This is a genomic window from Amycolatopsis sp. PSD-21, assembly GCF_055561455.1.
The window spans coordinates 6,033,404-6,049,550 of record NZ_CM145712.1 but is presented as its reverse complement, the minus strand read 5'-3'; the positions used below and the strand labels follow the sequence as shown (position 1 = coordinate 6,049,550).

The window sequence follows — 16,147 nt, the reverse complement described above, 5'->3', positions numbered from 1 at the left end:
TGCTGTGGACACCGAGCCGGCGAAGGGAAAGCTGCGTCGGCTCAACCTCACCATGTTCTTCCCGCTGCTCGTCGTCGGCGGGGTGATCGTGGTCGCGTCCGACGCGCGGACCTGGTGGCACGCGGCCGTCCTGAGCGCGGGCGTGCTGGCGGCCATGGTCGCCTTCGTGCGGTGGGCGGCGGGCGAGGTCCTGCGGGTGGCGATCCCGTGCCTGGTCGTCGCGGCGGCCGTGTGGCCGTTCTCGGTGCTGGTGGCAGGCGGGAGTTCGTCGTTCTTCGGCGTCTTCCTCGTGGGTTCCCTGGTCGTCCCCCAGTTGCCCCGGCACCGGATCGCGGCGGCCGTCGCGCTCGTCGCGTACATCGCGGCGGTCGGTGCGCTGAGGCCGCTGGTCTCCCACGAGGACGTCTCCGGTGAGCTGGTCAGCTTCGTGTTCGTCCCGGCGGCGCTCACGGCCGTCGTACTCGGCCTCATGTTCCCCAACAAGCGGTTCTACGACGTCGTCAAGGAGCTCGAAGAGTCACGTGAACGGGAGGCGGAATTGGCCGTGATCCGGGAACGCGTCCGGTTCGCGAGCGATCTGCACGACATCCAGGGGCACACGCTGCACGTGGTGAAGCTCAAGACCGCGCTCGCCAGGAAGCTGGTGGACATCGACGCCGAGCGGGCGAAACAGGAACTGGGGGAGATCCACGCGCTCGTGGCCGACACGATCACCCAGACGAAGGAACTCGCCTACGCCCAGCGTCGCCTCAACCTCTCCGCCGAACTGGAGAACGCGAGGAACCTGTTCGAGGCAGCGGGGATCCGTGTGCGCGTCAACCGGGAGGCGGACGTCGATCCGGCGGCGGGCAGGCTGCTCGGCCAGGTCCTGCGCGAGACCACGACCAACATCCTGCGCCACGCGCAGGCGACCCGCGTGCGGATCACGCTGTCGGAATGGAGCATCAGTATCGTCAACGACGGTGCCCAGCGAGCGCCGCTGCCCGAACTCCGCGGGCTGGCCGCGCTCGAACAACGTGTCGTCGCGGACGGTGGTGAACTGACGGTGCAACAGGAAGACGGGCAGTTCGTGACAGCGGCGTCCTTCCCCGTCCGGGAGGAACGATGACCACGGTCGTGCTCGCCGACGACGAAGTCCTGCTGCGCAAGGCGATGGCCGCGCTGCTCCCGCTCGAAGGCGAGATCACCGTCCTGGCCGAGGCGGAGAACGGCGAAGAGGCCGTCGAGGCCACCTTGCGGCACGAGCCCGACGTGCTCGTCATCGACCTCGAAATGCCCGGCGTGGACGGGCTGGGCGCGGTCGCGGAGATCCGCCGCACCCGGCCGAACCAGGTCATCCTCATGCTGACCCGGCACGCGAAACCCGGGGTGCTCCGCAAGGCCCTCAAACTCGGCGTCCAGGGCTTCGTGAGCAAGGCCGCCGAGCCGTCGCACATCACGTTCGTCATCGGCGCCCTGCATCAGGGCAAACGCTGGATCGACCCGGACGTCTCCGCGCTCGCCGTCGTCGACGACTGCCCCCTCACCGAGCGGGAACTGGAGGTGCTGCGGGTGACCGGTGAGGGCTATTCCGTCGCCGAGATCGCCGCGCAGCTCCATCTCGCGCAGGGCACGGTGCGGAACTACCTCTCGAACGCCATGCAGAAGACCCAGACGCAGACCAGGCACGAAGCCGCCAGGTACGCCCGCGAGCACGATTGGCTTTAGGCGCTGTCCTGCAAGTCAGTTCGCGGTCGGGGCCGGCGGTGGAGTGTCGCGAAAGCCACTTTCGCAACGCTGAAGGTTGTGAAAGTGGCTTTCGCAACGTCGGTGGGCGCGGGCTTCGAGCGGCACCGCCCCGCACTCACGACCCTCTGTACCGACGTTTTCGGGCACCTTTGGCTTTTCGGCACCGTCTAGGGCGTGTCCTGTAAGTCTGTTCGATGGGCTTCGTGATCCAGGTGGTTCCTGACGGTGCGGGCGGGTCGGCCTCGTACCGGGTCGTACTCGGCCGAGCCCTCCCGTGCCGTCAGGGAGCGCCTGGGCGCGGAGACCGCGAACCTGACTTGCAGGACACGGCCTAGTGCGCCCGGACGTGCGCGCGCTCGCCCTGCGGTCCGAAAAGGACGAGGGTTTCGACGGCCTTCCCGTCGGCCGAGCCGAGCCAATGCGGCAGCGCGGTGTCGAACTCGGCGGCTTCGCCGGGCGGCAGGACCATGTCGCGGTCGCCGACCACCAGCCGCAACCGTCCATTGAGGACATACACCCATTCGTAGCCGCCGTGGGTCTGCGGCGTCGGCTCCGCCGGTTCGGCCCTGCTGGGGATGAGCATCTTGAACGCCTGCACCCCGCCGGCGCGCCGGGTGAGCGGCAGGAACGTCATGCCGTGGCGGTGGATCGGCTGGAGGTGGATGCGCGGATCACCGGTCCGGGGAGCGCCGACGAGGTCGTCGAGCGGCACGCCGTGCACGCGGGCCAGCGGCAGCAGTAGCTCCAGCGTCGGCCGCCTGCCGCCGCTTTCCAGCCGCGACAAGGTGCTTTCCGAGATCCCGGTCGTCGCCGACAGCTCGGCAAGGGTCAGTCCCCGGCGTTTGCGCAGCGCGCGCAACCGGGGGCCGACCGCGTCCAGTACCTCGTCCGTCTCGTCCATGTCGCCGATCTTGCCAGGTCGGCAAGTTTTCGTGCCAAATCGGATGCGCTGAGGCGAGAGTGACGATCATGAACGCGACGGAATTCTGGGACGAACTCCACGAACGGCGGTCCGAGGGGACGCCGAAGGTGAACGCGAGACTGGCCGAGATCGCGGGCCCGCTGGCACCGGGCACCGCGCTCGACCTCGGCTGTGGTGGCGGGGGAGACGCGGTGTGGCTGGCCGCCCGAGGCTGGCGGGTGACCGCGGTCGACATCTCCGGAGCGGCCGTGCGTTCGCTCCGGGAACGTGGCGGACCGATCACCGCGCTCCGCGTCGATCTCGCCGAAGACTTCCCAAGCGGCACCTTCGACCTGGTGTCGGCGCAGTACTTCCACACACCGTTCGAGCTGGACCGCGCCCGCGTCCTGCGCACCGCCGCGGGTTCGGTGAACCCCGGCGGGCGGCTGGTCGTCGTCGACCACGGCTCCGCCGCGCCCTGGTCGTGGGATCAGGACGCCCACTACCCCACGCCTGCCGAGGTGGCGGCCGGATTGGAGCTCGCCCCGGCGGAGTGGTCGATCGACCGCGCGGAGGCGGCGGAACGCCTGGCCACCGGTCCTGCGGGCCGGACCGCGATGGTCGTCGACCACGTCCTGGTGCTCCGGCGGGCCGGGCGATGAGCCGCAAACGCGACACCGGGCCGCCTTCGACGGGCCCGGGGGAGAAGGAGGTGCTCGCCGGGTTCCTCGACTACCTCCGCACCGCGGTCATGGCCAAGGCCGAAGGGGTGCCGGAAGACCGGGCCCGCGCCCCCGGCGTGCCGTCCGGCACGAATCTGCTGGGCCTGGTCAAACACCTGACCCACGTCGAACGGCACTGGCTGCTCGGCCACCGCGTCACCGACTGGAAGGCGACGTTCCGGCCGAGCCCGGACGACACGACGGCCTCGATTCTGGCCGCCTACCGGGAAACAGTCGCCGAGGCGAACGCCGAGATCGCTTCCTGGGACGACCTCGCCGCGACCGGGCCCCGCCGGGGATCACGGCGCTGGACGCTGACCCACCTGATCGAAGAGACCGCACGGCACGCGGGACACGCCGACATCCTGCGCGAACTGATCGATGGCGCCACCGGGCGCTGAAACGGAGATCCCCATGTTCCACCGAGCCGCCGCGTTCTTCGTGGCCCTCGTCCTGCTGACGGCCTGCGGTTCACCCCCGGCCGCCACCCCGCCCTACGAGAACGTCACCCGCGGCGACACGGCTTTCGCGAGTCAGTTCCGGCACGAGTTCGCCGACGTCGACGGAGTGAAGATGCACTACGTCACCGGTGGCAAGGGCGCCCCGCTCGTCCTGCTGCACGGCTGGCCGCAGACCTGGTACGGCTGGCACCGGGTCATGCCCGCGCTGGCCGAACACTTCACGGTGTACGCCCTCGACCTGCCCGGACTCGGCGACAGCGCCGGCTCGCCACCCAGCTACGACAAGGCGACGCTCGCGCGCTATGTGCACGGCCTCGTGGCCGGACGGCTCGGCCTGCGCGACGTCCGGATCGCCGGGCACGATCTCGGCGCCGCGGTCGCCTTTCAATATGCGGCGCAATTCCCCGGCGACATCACCAAACTCGCGTACCTCGATCTGCCGCTGCCGGGCCCCGCGCTCGACGCGACGGCCTACCGGAATCTGAGCTGGCACATCGCGTTCCATTCGCAGAAGACGGTTCCCGAAGCCGTCGTCGGCGACGACGTCCGCGAATACCTGTCCCTGTTCTACCCGCAGGTCGCCTACTCGGGGACGGCCTTCGGCGGGCCGGGGGCGCCGTCGCCGTTCGACGACGCCGAGATCGACGAGTACGCCCGCACCTACACGAGGCCGGAGGTCCTGCACGGCGGTTTCGAGCTCTACCGCACACTCGGGCAGGACGCGACCGCGAACGCCGGCGCGAAACCGATCACGACCCCCACACTCCTGATGACCGCGGAAGGTCTGCTCGAACCGCAGAAGGCGACCGTGGCACCCCGCGTCGCGAACCTGGCCCGCGCCGTGGAGGTGCCGAGGGCGGGACATTGGCTCGCCGAGGAGAATCCGGAGTTCGTGAGCGCCGAACTGGTCGGCTTCTTGAAGTAGTTGCCCAAGATCGAGAACCTTTGCGATGCTTCCCCCATGTCCACGCTGGAAGTCCTCAACCACCCGTTCCGCGAGCAGTTCGAGGTCTTCCTCGACGAGCACCGTCGTGTTCTCGACAGCTCACTGGAAGGGCTGACCGAGGAGGAGGCCCGCCGGTCGCTCGTCCCCTCCCGGACGACCCTGCTCGGGTTGGTGAAGCACGCGACCTTCGTGGAGAAGGTGTGGTTCGTCGAAGCCGTCACCTGTCGCCCGCGGACCGAGATCGGCCTCCCCGAGACGCCCGACGAGTCGTTCATCCTCGGCGAGGAGGACACGATCGCCACGGTGCGGCAGGCGTATCGCGAAGCCTGCGAGGTGTCGCGGAAGGCGGCGGCCGCCCTCGACCTGGACGACCTGCTCCACGGCAACCGGCGCGGCCCGCTTCCGCTGCGCTGGGTGTACCTGCACATGCTGCGTGAACTCGCCCAGCACGGTGGTCACGCGGACATCCTGCGCGAGCAGATCCTGAGCTCCCGGTAGACGACGATGACCGGGGAGCGGGCGCTCCCCGGTCATCGCGATCAGTGCGTCAGGAACGGGTCAGCGTGACCCCGTACTTGTTCGCCGCGTCCACGACGGGCTGGTAGTAGGAGTACGAACCGGTGGCGTTGGCGCCCTGGTTCCAGCCGCAGTCGTGGCCGTCGGCGGGGCCGCCGGAGGTCATGCCCTGCGCGGTGTTGCCCGCGATGTAGGCGCCGCCGCTGTCGCCGCCCTCGGTGCAGACGGTCGACTTGGCCAGGCCGGTGGTGGCGACGCTTTCGCCGCTGTAGCGGACGGTCTGGTTGTACGCGGTGATCTTGCCGCAGGTCCAGCCGGTGGTGTTGCCCGCCTTGCACAGCGTGGTGCCGACCGGCGCCTTCGAGCTGCCGGTGATCCGCACCGTGGTGCCCATGCGGGTGTCGACGTAGCCGCGGCCGGTGTCCTCGGCGTCGATGTCCATCAGGCCCATGTCGGCCGACGGGAACTGGGTGGCGACACCGCGGCCGATGTGGACACCGCTGCGGTTGAGGATGTCGGGGTTGCCTTCGACGCAGTGCCCGGCGGTGAGCATCACGTTGTTGCCGCTGCTGGTGGTGCCGGGGAAGCCGAGCGAGCAGTTGGTGCCGGGGACGAGGTCCATGATCTGGCCGGGGATGACGTCGGCGTGCGTGGTGTTCCCGTTGGCGACGCCGGTCTGGACCGACACGCCCGGCAACGCCGTGAGGCGGCGGACGAGGGCGCTGTCGGCACCCGGCTGCACGGTGACGACGACCTGGTCGGCCGCGAGTTCCGGACCCCAGGCCTGGACCTGGCCGACGTCCTTGCCGATCACCGTGCCGACCTTGGCGGACAGGGCGTTCAGCGCGTTCTCGCCGCGGACACCGGTGCGCGGGGTGAGCCCGGCCGAACGGAGCTCCTTGGCGGAGGCGGCGTCGGCGTTCACCACGAGGGCGCCGGCGTCGTCGAAGTACGCGCCGTCCGTGTGGAGGCCGCGCGTTCTGATGCTCTCCAGCGACGCGATCAGGTTCTTTTCGTGGTCCAGCTTCTTGGCGGCCTGAAGCGGGCTGACCTTGAGCTGGGCGGCGAGGGTCTCGAGCATCGTCTGGTCGTAGGCGGTGACCGGCGCGGCGGTCGCCGGCACGGCGAGCGCTCCGATTCCGGCACAGACGCTCAGCAGGGTGAGCATGACGGGTCCGCGAATTCGCATGCGAATTTCCTTCGATAAGGAGGGAACGACGAACCGCCGGAATATGTTCGGAAAGCGCAGGGGACCGGGCGGTTCATCTCGACGTCACGCACAGTACGAGCGCCCGTACGGCATGCCGTAGCGCCGAAAGTAGGATCCGTGATCGCGGACCTACTTTCGTATGCGGAAAACGTGAATTGCCCGCGTAATCAATTGCGCGGAAGTGTCATTGGCGCAAAAGTGCCACGTCGAGGTAGCTCTCCAGCGCGGCGGCACCGGAGAGCAGGGCGCGTCCCCTCGCCGAGAGACGCGAGTGCCAGTCGCGCAGCGCCGACTCCAGCGGGACGATCCCGCCCGCCGAACGGACCTGGTCGAGCACCGGCGCGATCCGCTCCAGGAGGTAGCCGCCGCGCCTGAGCTGATGCGTCAGTTTCGCGTCGCGTACGTCGGCCGCGCTGTAGACGCGATAGCCCGTCTTCGGGTCGCGTCCGGGGCGCAGCAGGCCCGCTCGTTCCCATTCGCGCAGGGTGGCGGGCCGGACGCCGAGCTTCCGCGCCAGCGGGCCGACGAACATCTCACCCCGCTCCTGCGCCACGGGTTCGAGATCGCGGATCGCGGCCGCGACGTCCTGAAGGGTGCGGCGGTCGTCGAGCAGTTGCACGTGGCTTTCGTCGATGAGCCGGAGAGCCTCCTCGACCGCGTCCTGGTTGACCGCGCGCATGATCGACGTCGCCGTCGCGTGGCCGTGCCCGGGTACGAGGGCGAGGAACGCGCGAAGGGCTTGCGCGTGCAGCGGCGTGTAGGTGCGATAGCCCTGCGGACCGCGTTCGGCGGCGGGGAGGATGCCGTCCGCCTCGTAATTGCGGACGGCCTGGGTGGACAAACCGTGCTCGCGCGCCAGGTCGACCGGCCTGAGCCGCTCGCGGGGTTGAAGGTTCCGGCCCACCGCCCCACGATATTCGGTCTACCGGCGGCGCGAGGAATCCGCCCGCCGCTCGTAACGGGCGCGAGCCAGCCGATAGGCCGTTTCGAGCAGCTCGCGGGTGGCCGGGTCGGTGTTCGTCGCCGGGTTGACCACCGCCAGCCAGCCCGCGGTGCCGTACACGGGATGGGCGATCAGGGTGTCCGTGGCGGAGGGGTCCTGGCCGAGCTGGCGGGTGAACTCCTTCTTACCGGCGTGGATGTTCACACGGAACGTGTCCGGGCGGTCCAGCCGCGAGCTCTCGTCGCCGGGATAGTTCTTGGTCACGATCGTCGCGAAGGGTTGGACGTTCGTCGGGACGACACCGTCGGGGGAGTAGTAAAAGAACGCGTCGCCCCAGCTGAGCTCGGGCCATTCGTCGCCGGGGCCGGGGGTGAGGGTCAGGACGCCGTCGAGGCCCGATACGAGGCCGATGATCTCTTCGATGGTCATGTGCTCAAGCGTGGCATTAAAGTGCTTGTGGAGGGTTCGAGTGGGTTTTCGACGGAGTCAAGGTGTCAAGTCTCAAATCGATGCGCACGGCGGAGGTCGCGCGCCTGGCGGGTTGCTCCGTCCAGCAGGTGCGCAACCTCGAACGAGACGGCGTGCTCCCGGCGGCGTCACGGACGGCCTCGGGCTATCGGACCTACGGCGAGATCCACCTCCGGTCCGCGCTGGCCTACCGCGCGCTCGCGGCCGGGGTCGGGCCGGTCGAGGCCAAGAAGATCGTCCGCGCCGTGCACCGGGATCCGCTCCCCGACGTGCTCGCGCTCCTCGACGCCGCCCACGCCGGGCTCGACGCCGAACGCGCGGACCTCAGGGAGGCAAGGGAAGCGGTCCGGGTGATCTCGCGCGAACCGATCGAAGACGTACGCGGCTCGGACTCGATGAGCGTCTCCGAGCTCGCGTCGGCGCTCGGCGTGCGCCCGTCGACGCTGCGGCACTGGGACACGGAACGGCTCGTCGTCCCCGGCCGCGATCGGCGGGGGACGCGGCGGTACACGCCTTCCCAGGTGCGGGACGCGCGGATCGTGCAGCAGCTGCGGCTGGCCGGTTACCGGGTCGCGCCGCTCCGGGCGTTGATGCCGGAGCTGCGGCGCTCCCGGCGGCTGGAGGACGTCGCGTCCGCGCTCGCCGCCAGGGACGCCGGGATCGCGGCCCGCTCACGGGCCCTTTTCGACGGCACCGCCGCCCTTTCGCTAGTGGTGCGGGAGGCCGAGAGGTGAGCGCGCCTTCCCCGCACGGTCCGGGCCCGGCGCTGGTGTCGCGAAAGCCACTTTCGGGACATCTGACGTCGCGAAAGTGGCTTTCGCGACACGAGCTGGGGGTACCGAGACCTCCCGCCCTGTCGACGTTGCGAAAGTGGCTTTCGCAACACGCCGTCCCCCTCAAGTGATGGTCCACATAGGACAGAAGTGGGCGCCGGATCGCTCTCAGCGCGTGCAGCGCCAGAAGACCGTCGCCGAATAGGGCGAGATGACCAGCTTGTAGTACTCCTCGCAGTCGGTGAACCCGGCCCGTTCCGCCTGGGTCCTGGCGTCGTGGCGGGCGTGGAAGAGCGCGAGGCCGAAGTCGCTCGACCCGTGCCCGACGAATTCCCTGGTCTCCTGCGTGCTCGCCGACGCGGGGGTGGCGATCGCGCCCGTCATGGCGGCCGCGCCGAGCAGCGCGAGCAACGTTTTCCTCATACCGGCCACGCTAGGGCCGCGACGGTGCGCGATTCGCCCACTGGATGGACGTTCCCGCGGCCTCCGTCCGTCGCAGCCGGGTTCGCACGGTGCGCGAAACGGCTATCGTCGCGGCATGTCTTCTCGCAAAGTGGGAACCCAGCGGGCCTTCGACGCGGCCGCCGCCGATTTCGCCGCGCTCGGGCGGCATCTCTGGGAGCCGATCGGCGCCGCCACGGTGGCGGCGGCGGGGCTCGCCGAAGGAGACCGCGTACTCGACGCCTGCTGCGGCACCGGGGCGTCGGCGATCCCCGCGGCGCGCGCCGTCGGCGCCGGTGGCGTGGTGGACGCGATCGACCTCTCGGGCCCGATGGTCGGCGAACTGCGCCGCCTCTCGGCCGATCTGCCGCAGTTGCGCGCCCACGAGGCCGACGCGACGGCATGGGGCACCGGCGGCTACGACGTCGTGCAGTGCGCGCTCGGCATCTTCTTCTTCCCCGACATGACGGACGGCACCGAGCGGCTGATCGGCCGGGCCCGGTCCGGCGGCCGGGCCGTGTTCACGATCTGGCGCGGCGGGTCGATGGTGGCGGCGGGCCGTCACCTCGGCCGCGTGGTGGCGGCGGTGACCGGTTCCGCGCCGCCGCCCGAACGCGAGCCGGGGCTGATCGACCGCATCGACCAGGCAGGACCTTACGGAGAATGGCTTTCCGAGCGGAATCTGTCCGATGTGGACGTCGTGGTGAACGAGCTGCGACTGGAGATGACACCGGAGGTCGCGTGGCTGGTCGTCATCGGCTCCGGATTCCGCGGACTGCTCGACGGCCTCGAACCCGGCGCCGTCGAGGAGGTGCGTGAGCGCTACCTCGATTCCCTGCGGGCCGAGGGCGTGACCGAACTCGACGCCACGACACTGATCGGCTCGGGCACCGTCCGCTGACGGCCGAACCCGCTTCGGTGTACATTCGTTCACTCAAACCGGGGTGAACGGCGGGACACGGGTGCGACCAGACAACGACTCCTCTGTTCGGGGCCGCGGGCAAGGGCCGTTCGGCTCTTGGCTGCTCGGCCCGCTCTACCAGGATCCGGCCGCGTTGCGCCGTCGCGTCCAAGGACTGCTCACCGGGACGCTGATCGCGACCAACGTCATCGGCGCACTGGTCGTGGTCGGGCTGGCGGCGCTGCTCATGCCCGCGCCCGGCATGTCCGGCGAACTCGTCCGCGTGACCGCCATCGCGGTCCCCGTCTACGTGGTCTCCGCCGTCGTGGTCGGCGCGCTGTGGGGCACCCGTGGCGCGCTGCGGACCCTGCGCTGGGCCGCCGACGGCCGGACGCCGAGCGACGAGGAGCGAGCGGCGAGCCTCCGCGTCCCGTTGCGGCTGACACTGGTCCAGGCCGTGCTCTGGGGTATCGCGACCGTCGTCTTCGGTGTGCTGGCCGCGCTGGTGCAGCCGCGGGTCGTGCTCACCGAACTGCTCGTGGTCGCCTTCGCGGGGGTGGTCGTCTGCGCGATCGCCTACCTGGCCGGGGAGTTCATCCTGCGGCCGTACGCGGCCCTCGCTCTCGCGGGCACCTCGCCGGACCGGCCGCTCAGCGGCGGGGTCAATCTGCGGATGCTGCTGTTCTGGTGCCTCGGCACCGGGGTGCCGGTGGCCGGGCTGGTGGTCACGGCGGTGCTGGCGTGGGTGCGTGGCGACGTGTCGACGACGAAGCTCGCCATCTCGGTCATCGCGCTCGGCTTGGTAGTGCTGGTCTTCGGCCTGCTGGTGACCGTGTTCACCGCGCGCGCCGTGGTGAACCCGATCCGGTCGGTGCAGCACGCGCTCGGCCGGGTCCGGGCCGGTGACTTCGCCGTGGAGATCCCGGTCTACGACGGCACCGAACTCGGTCTGCTGCAGGCGGGCTTCAACGGGATGGCCGTCGGTCTCGCCGAACGCGAACGTTTGCGGGACCTGTTCGGCAGGCATGTCGGCGAGGACGTCGCGAGCGAGGCGATGCGCACCTCGGCCGAACTCGGCGGCACGGTGCGGACGGTGTCGGTGTTGTTCGTCGACCTGATCGGGTCGACCGCGCTGGCCGCGAGCCGTCCGCCCGAGGAGGTCGTCGGCCTGCTCAACCGGTTCTTCGCGGTGGTGGTCGACGAGGTCGACCGTAACCACGGGCTGGTCAACAAGTTCGTCGGCGACGCCGCGCTGGCGATCTTCGGCGCACCGGTGCGGCTGGCCGACCACGCGACCCTCGCGCTGTCCGCCGGCCGGGCGATTTCGCGCAGGCTGGCGGCGGAGGTTCCCGAATGCCCGGCCGGGATCGGCGTGGCGACGGGCGAGGTGGTCGCCGGCAACGTCGGTGACCCGAGGCGGTTCGAGTACACGGTGATCGGCGACCCGGTCAACGAAGCCGCCCGGCTGACCGAACTCGCGAAGAACGTCGAAGCCCGGTTGCTCGCTTCGTGGACGGCGATCGAGTCGGCGGCCGAGGACGAAGCCGCGCGGTGGAAGGCGACGGAGGACGTCACCTTGCGGGGCCGCGCCCGGCCCACCACGCTCGCGACACCGAAGGCGTGACCCCTCAGGCGAATTCGAGCCGCAGGCTTTCGAGGCCGCGCAACGTCACCTGCTTCACCCAGACCGGATCCGCGGTCCGGTGGAAGGGGCCGGCGCCGAGCAGCGCCTCGAACAAGGTTCGGCCCTCCAGGCGCGCGAGCGGGGCACCGAGGCAGAAGTGGATGCCTTGCCCCAGCGCGAGATGCCTCGGCGAGGGGCGGCCGACGTCGAAGCGGTCCGGATCCCCGTAGGCGCGCGGGTCGCGGTTGGCCGCTCCCAGCAGCACCACGGCCTGCGCGCCCTCGCCGACGGACTGACCGCCGACGGTCGTGTCCCGCAGTGCCAGCCGCGTGGTCAGCTGGACGGGGGAGTCGTACCGGAGCATCTCCTCGATCGCGTTCGGGATCTTCGAGCGGTCTTCGGCCAGTTTCCGGTGCTGTTCCGGATGGTTCAGCAACGCGAGGACCCCGTTGCCGATCAGGTTGGTCGTCGTTTCGTGCCCGGCGACCAGCAGGAGCATCGCGGTGATCACCAATTCGCCTTCACTGAGCCGGTCGCCCTCGTCGGACACCGACACCAGGTCTGAGAACAGATCGCCGGTCGGCCGCTTCCGCCGGTCCTTCGCCAGCTCGCGGAAGTAGGCGACGAATTCGCGCCGGGCGGCGACGGCCGCCGCGACGGTCTCCTTCGCGATCAGGAAGGAGGGGTCGAGCGCGCGCCCCATGGCATGCGACCAGCCTTCGAAGCGCTCGCGGTCGGCCAGCGGCACGCCGAGCAGCTCGCTGATGACGACGACCGGCAGCGGTTTCGCGATCTCGGTCATCAGGTCGAATTCGCCCATTTCGAGCGCTTTCGACACGAGTTCCTTGGCCAGTTCCTCGATCCTCGGCGCGAGCTGCTCGACCATCCTCGGCGTGAACGCCTTGGACACCAGCCGCCGCAGCCGCGTGTGGTCGGGCGGGTCGAGTGCGAGGAACGATCGGACCACCCGGCCCTGCTCGTCGACCGGCTCGTTCTCGTGCGGATCCGGCAGCACCTCCGGCTCGCCGTGGCCGAACGCGGGGTTCTTGAGCAGCGAGGACGCTTCCTCGAACCCGCTCACCACGAAGAACCCGTCCGCGGCCGCGAAGACCGGGCCGCGGTCGAAGACCTGACGGTAGAACGGGTACGGGTCGTTCCTGGTCTCCGGCGTGAGCAGGTTCTCGAGCATGATCCCGATCCTATGCGCGAAGGTATCGGCATGACTGCGGACGCGATGATCGAAGACCTCCGGACCCTCGTCGAGATCGAGTCGCCCTCGGGGGACGTCGAGGCACTCACGGCGTCGGCCGAGGCGGTGGCCGCTCTCGTCGAGGCCCGCCTCGGCGGAACGGCGACCCTGGTCGAGAGTGCGGCGGGACCGCACGTCCAGTGGTCCGGCGGCGGTGAACCCCGCGTGCTGATCCTGGGGCACCACGACACCGTGTTCCCGATCGGCACGCTGGCGCGCCGCCCGTTCGCCGTGGCCGGCGGCCGCGTGACCGGGCCTGGGGTGTTCGACATGCTCGGCGGACTGGTGCAGGCGATCCATGGCGTGGCCGCGCTCGGCGATCTCTCCGGTGTCGAGATCCTGGTGACGGCCGACGAGGAAACGGGTTCGCACGCGTCTCGCGCGCTCATCGAGGAACGCGCCCGTGCGTGCGGCGCGGTGCTCGTGTTCGAAGGCGCGGCCGACGGCGGCGGGCTCAAGATCGGCCGCAAGGGCTGCGGCACGTTCGAGGTCCTCGTCACGGGCCGGGCGTCGCACGCCGGCCTCGAACCCGAGGCGGGCGTGAACGCCCTGACCGAAGCCGCGCATCAGGTGCTGGCGATCGCCGCGCTCGACCGGCCCGAGGCCGGGACCAGCGTCACCCCGACGGTCGCCTCGGCGGGAACGGCGAGCAACGTCGTGCCCGCGTCCGCGACCGTCGTGGCCGACGTGCGAGTCGAGACCACGGAGGAGAAGGAACGGGTCGAAGCCGGATTCGCCGCGCTCACCCCGCGCCTGCGCGGGGCGGAGATCACGGTGCGGGGCGGGATCCACCGGCCGCCGATGCCCGAGTCCGCCGCCGCGGACCTGTTCGCGATCGCGGAACGGCTGCTGCCCGGAATCGCCGGGGTGTCCGTCGGCGGCGGGAGCGACGGCAATCTCACGGCCGCGATCGGCGTCCCGACCCTCGACGGGCTCGGCGCCGTCGGTGGCGGCGCGCACGCCGATCACGAGTACCTGCTGGTCGGGTCGATGGCGGAACGGGCGGAGCTGGCCGGCGGGCTGGTGAAGGCGATCCTGGGTCGCTGATCGCCGGTTCTTGCCCGATTTCGGGCAAGAACTGGCATTTGGATACCCCGATGTGCATGATGGGCTCCGTGGAGGACGCGGACATCGTCGAGCAGGTGGCCTTGTCGACGGGTTTGTCGACGGCCATCGCCGCCCGTGTCGTCGAGGACGTCCTGGCGTTCTACCGGCAGCCGGTCGAGCAGTACGTCCGGGAGCGGCATGCCCGGTTGCAGGCCGAGGGCAGGAAGAACCCCGAGATCTTCCCCCGTATCGCCGGTGAGCTGAGCCGTCGTCTCGTCGCGCCTCCCGACCTGTCCGAGCGGCAACTGCGCCGCATCGTCTACGGCTGACGGACCACGCCCGTCCGTTTTCTTTTGTGAGGTTGACTCGTCATGTGCGGAATCGTCGGCTACATCGGCGGCCAGAACGCCGCCCCGATCCTGATCGAGGGGCTGACACGCCTGGAGTACCGCGGCTACGACTCCGCCGGGATCTCCGTCCTGGGCGGTAAAGGCGCCCAGGTGCACCGGATCGTGGGGCGGGTGCGGAATCTGACGGCCGCGCTGCCCAAGCGGCTCGCGGGCAAGGTCGGCATCGGGCACACGAGGTGGGCGACGCACGGCCCGGCGACCGAGGCGAACGCCCATCCGCACGTCTCCGAGGACGGCCGGATCTCCGTGGTGCACAACGGGATCATCGACAACGCCGACGCGCTGCGCGAGCAGCTCACCCAGGCCGGGGTGACGCTGTCGTCCGAGACCGACACCGAGGTGCTCGCACACCTGATCGCGCGGTCGGGCGCGAAGACGCTGGAAGACGCGGTCGTCGAGGCCGTCTCCCGCGTCACCGGCACCTACGCCATCGCCGTCACCGACACCGCGCACCCCGACCGGGTCGTGGTCGCGCGGAACGGTTCGCCGCTGATCATCGGCGTCGGTGACCGGGAGATGTTCGTGGCCAGCGACCTTTCCGCGCTGGTCCGGCACACCTCGCAGGTGGTGCACCTCGACGACGGCGAGTTCGCCAGCGTCTCGGCCACCGGCTACCGCACCTTCACCGTCGACGAGAGCGACACCGGCAAGGCCGCGACGGCGATCGACATCCAGGCCGACGACCTCGACCTCGGCGGGCACAAGCACTACATGTACAAGGAGATCCAGGAGCAGCCGGAATGCCTGGAGCGGATGATCCGGGGACGGCTGGACGACCGGTTCGGAGTGTCCCGTTTGGACGGTCTGAACCTGACTCCCCGTGATCTGCGCGGTTTCGCGCGGGTGAAGATCCTCGGCTGCGGTTCGGCGTACTACGCGGGCCAGATCGGCGCCACCATGATCGAGGACCTGGCGCGGGTCCCGGCCGACGCGGAGGCCGCGTCCGAGTTCCGTTACCGCAACCCCATCATCGAGGCGGACACCCTCTACATCGCGGTCAGCCAGTCCGGCGAGACCGCGGACACCGCGTTCGCCGTCGAAGAGGTCAAGCGCAAGGGCGGCCGGGTGGTCGGCCTCGTGAACGTCGTCGGCTCGACGATCGCGCGGGCCTGCGACGGCGGCCTGTACCTGCACGCCGGCCCGGAGATCGCGGTCGCCTCGACCAAGGCGCTCACCAACATGGCGGTCGGATTCGCGATGATCGCGCTCGCGCTGGGTCGCGTCCGCGATCTGTCCAACGCGGACGGACAGCGGATCGTCGCGGCGCTGCGCGCGTTGCCGAAGCAGGTCGCGGCCGTGATCGAGGCGGAGGACCGGATCGCCGAACAGGCCAAGATCTGCGCGGACGCGCGGAGCCTGTTCTTCATCGGCCGGGTCCGTGGCTTCCCGGTGGCGCGGGAGGGCGCGCAGAAGTTCAAGGAGATCTCGTACCGGCACGCGGAGGCCTACCAGACCTCGGAGCTCAAGCACGGTCCGCTCGCGCTGATCGACGAGGAGCTGCCGACGGTCGCGATCGTGCCGTCCGACGACCTGGCCGACCGCAACCTGGCCGCGATGCAGCAGATCAGGGCGCGCAAGGGGCAGGTGCTGGCGATCACCCACGACGACGTGGACTTCGGCGATCTGGACGTGCCGCGGTTCGTGGTCCCGCGTTCGGAGCCGGAGCTCGACCCGATCCTGCTCACCATCCCGCTGCAGCTGCTGGCCTACCACGCGGCGCTGCTCCTCGGCCACGACATCGACAAACCGCGTAACCTCGCGAAGTCCGTCACCGTGGAATGATCTCCTGAGCCGTCGAAGGGGTCCG

General features: G+C 70.1%; 18 protein-coding genes. 12 read left to right on the top strand and 6 right to left on the bottom strand.

Going from position 1 to position 16,147, the window contains the following annotated elements:
* Positions 1 to 4: 4 nt before the first annotated feature.
* Positions 5 to 1,108, top strand: a complete 1,104-nt coding sequence (locus ACZ1DY_RS28235) for a sensor histidine kinase (RefSeq protein ID WP_465485723.1) — start codon at positions 5 to 7, stop codon at positions 1,106 to 1,108.
* On the top strand, positions 1,105 to 1,707 hold the full coding sequence (locus ACZ1DY_RS28230; protein ID WP_257485688.1) for a response regulator transcription factor: 603 nt from the start codon (positions 1,105 to 1,107) through the stop codon (positions 1,705 to 1,707). The genes ACZ1DY_RS28235 and ACZ1DY_RS28230 overlap by 4 nt, the downstream gene beginning before the upstream one ends.
* Before the next feature lie 352 nt (positions 1,708 to 2,059).
* Here the strand turns inward: ACZ1DY_RS28230 and ACZ1DY_RS28225 are convergent, their stop codons facing one another.
* Positions 2,060 to 2,629 (bottom strand): helix-turn-helix domain-containing protein, encoded by a 570-nt coding sequence (locus ACZ1DY_RS28225; protein WP_257485689.1) that lies wholly within the window; start codon positions 2,627 to 2,629, stop codon positions 2,060 to 2,062.
* Between the two features lie 68 nt (positions 2,630 to 2,697).
* Here ACZ1DY_RS28225 and ACZ1DY_RS28220 point away from each other — a divergent pair, with 68 nt between their 5' ends.
* Genes ACZ1DY_RS28220 through ACZ1DY_RS28205 form a run of 4 tightly spaced genes read left to right on the top strand, consistent with a single transcriptional unit; the run spans position 2,698 to position 5,256 of the window.
* Complete coding sequence (locus tag ACZ1DY_RS28220) at positions 2,698 to 3,291, top strand: class I SAM-dependent methyltransferase (RefSeq protein ID WP_257485690.1); 594 nt, start codon at positions 2,698 to 2,700, stop codon at positions 3,289 to 3,291.
* Positions 3,288 to 3,752: a DinB family protein gene (locus ACZ1DY_RS28215; RefSeq protein WP_257485691.1), complete on the top strand. Its 465-nt coding sequence runs from the start codon at positions 3,288 to 3,290 to the stop codon at positions 3,750 to 3,752. The genes ACZ1DY_RS28220 and ACZ1DY_RS28215 overlap by 4 nt, the downstream gene beginning before the upstream one ends.
* 13 nt (positions 3,753 to 3,765) lie before the next feature.
* A complete protein-coding gene (locus tag ACZ1DY_RS28210; protein ID WP_465481420.1) occupies positions 3,766 to 4,737 on the top strand; it encodes an alpha/beta fold hydrolase in 972 nt (323 codons plus the stop codon).
* A gap of 36 nt (positions 4,738 to 4,773) precedes the next feature.
* A complete protein-coding gene (locus tag ACZ1DY_RS28205; protein WP_257485693.1) occupies positions 4,774 to 5,256 on the top strand; it encodes a DinB family protein in 483 nt (160 codons plus the stop codon).
* A gap of 49 nt (positions 5,257 to 5,305) precedes the next feature.
* Here the strand turns inward: ACZ1DY_RS28205 and ACZ1DY_RS28200 are convergent, their stop codons facing one another.
* The 3 genes from ACZ1DY_RS28200 to ACZ1DY_RS28190 form a co-directional block, all read right to left on the bottom strand.
* Positions 5,306 to 6,463 (bottom strand): S1 family peptidase, encoded by a 1,158-nt coding sequence (locus ACZ1DY_RS28200; RefSeq protein ID WP_465481419.1) that lies wholly within the window; start codon positions 6,461 to 6,463, stop codon positions 5,306 to 5,308.
* Between the two features lie 205 nt (positions 6,464 to 6,668).
* Positions 6,669 to 7,388, bottom strand: coding sequence for a TioE family transcriptional regulator (locus ACZ1DY_RS28195; protein ID WP_465481418.1), 720 nt, complete (start codon positions 7,386 to 7,388; stop codon positions 6,669 to 6,671).
* 18 nt (positions 7,389 to 7,406) lie between these two features.
* Positions 7,407 to 7,856 (bottom strand): DUF6194 family protein, encoded by a 450-nt coding sequence (locus tag ACZ1DY_RS28190; protein ID WP_257485696.1) that lies wholly within the window; start codon positions 7,854 to 7,856, stop codon positions 7,407 to 7,409.
* Positions 7,857 to 7,918: 62 nt separating this feature from the next.
* On the opposite strand from ACZ1DY_RS28190, the gene ACZ1DY_RS28185 reads away from it, so the two are divergent.
* Positions 7,919 to 8,629, top strand: coding sequence for a MerR family transcriptional regulator (locus tag ACZ1DY_RS28185; protein ID WP_465481417.1), 711 nt, complete (start codon positions 7,919 to 7,921; stop codon positions 8,627 to 8,629).
* Between the two features lie 207 nt (positions 8,630 to 8,836).
* On the opposite strand, the gene ACZ1DY_RS28180 is transcribed toward ACZ1DY_RS28185, so the two are convergent.
* Positions 8,837 to 9,091 carry a hypothetical protein gene (locus ACZ1DY_RS28180; RefSeq protein ID WP_185927381.1) on the bottom strand — a complete coding sequence of 85 codons (255 nt, stop codon included), beginning with the start codon at positions 9,089 to 9,091 and terminating at the stop codon, positions 8,837 to 8,839.
* A gap of 115 nt (positions 9,092 to 9,206) precedes the next feature.
* On the opposite strand from ACZ1DY_RS28180, the gene ACZ1DY_RS28175 reads away from it, so the two are divergent.
* Together ACZ1DY_RS28175 and ACZ1DY_RS28170 are read left to right on the top strand one after the other, a co-directional pair.
* Positions 9,207 to 10,010 carry a class I SAM-dependent methyltransferase gene (locus ACZ1DY_RS28175; protein ID WP_465481416.1) on the top strand — a complete coding sequence of 268 codons (804 nt, stop codon included), beginning with the start codon at positions 9,207 to 9,209 and terminating at the stop codon, positions 10,008 to 10,010.
* A gap of 61 nt (positions 10,011 to 10,071) precedes the next feature.
* Positions 10,072 to 11,634, top strand: a complete 1,563-nt coding sequence (locus ACZ1DY_RS28170) for an adenylate/guanylate cyclase domain-containing protein (protein WP_126737016.1) — start codon at positions 10,072 to 10,074, stop codon at positions 11,632 to 11,634.
* Between the two features lie 4 nt (positions 11,635 to 11,638).
* Here ACZ1DY_RS28170 and ACZ1DY_RS28165 read toward each other — a convergent pair whose 3' ends face one another.
* The gene (locus tag ACZ1DY_RS28165; protein WP_465481415.1) at positions 11,639 to 12,823 is read right to left on the bottom strand and encodes a cytochrome P450; all 1,185 of its coding nucleotides are present in this window, start codon (positions 12,821 to 12,823) and stop codon (positions 11,639 to 11,641) included.
* A 30-nt stretch (positions 12,824 to 12,853) separates the two neighbouring features.
* Between ACZ1DY_RS28165 and ACZ1DY_RS28160 the strand changes: the two genes are divergently transcribed.
* The 3 genes from ACZ1DY_RS28160 to glmS are packed head-to-tail and all read left to right on the top strand — an operon-like array spanning position 12,854 to position 16,122.
* Positions 12,854 to 13,930 (top strand): M20/M25/M40 family metallo-hydrolase, encoded by a 1,077-nt coding sequence (locus tag ACZ1DY_RS28160; protein ID WP_465481414.1) that lies wholly within the window; start codon positions 12,854 to 12,856, stop codon positions 13,928 to 13,930.
* Positions 13,931 to 13,986: 56 nt separating this feature from the next.
* On the top strand, positions 13,987 to 14,259 hold the full coding sequence (locus ACZ1DY_RS28155; RefSeq protein ID WP_034324749.1) for a hypothetical protein: 273 nt from the start codon (positions 13,987 to 13,989) through the stop codon (positions 14,257 to 14,259).
* 42 nt (positions 14,260 to 14,301) lie between these two features.
* On the top strand, positions 14,302 to 16,122 hold the full coding sequence (gene glmS / locus ACZ1DY_RS28150; RefSeq protein ID WP_126737013.1) for a glutamine--fructose-6-phosphate transaminase (isomerizing): 1,821 nt from the start codon (positions 14,302 to 14,304) through the stop codon (positions 16,120 to 16,122).
* Positions 16,123 to 16,147: the final 25 nt, after the last annotated feature.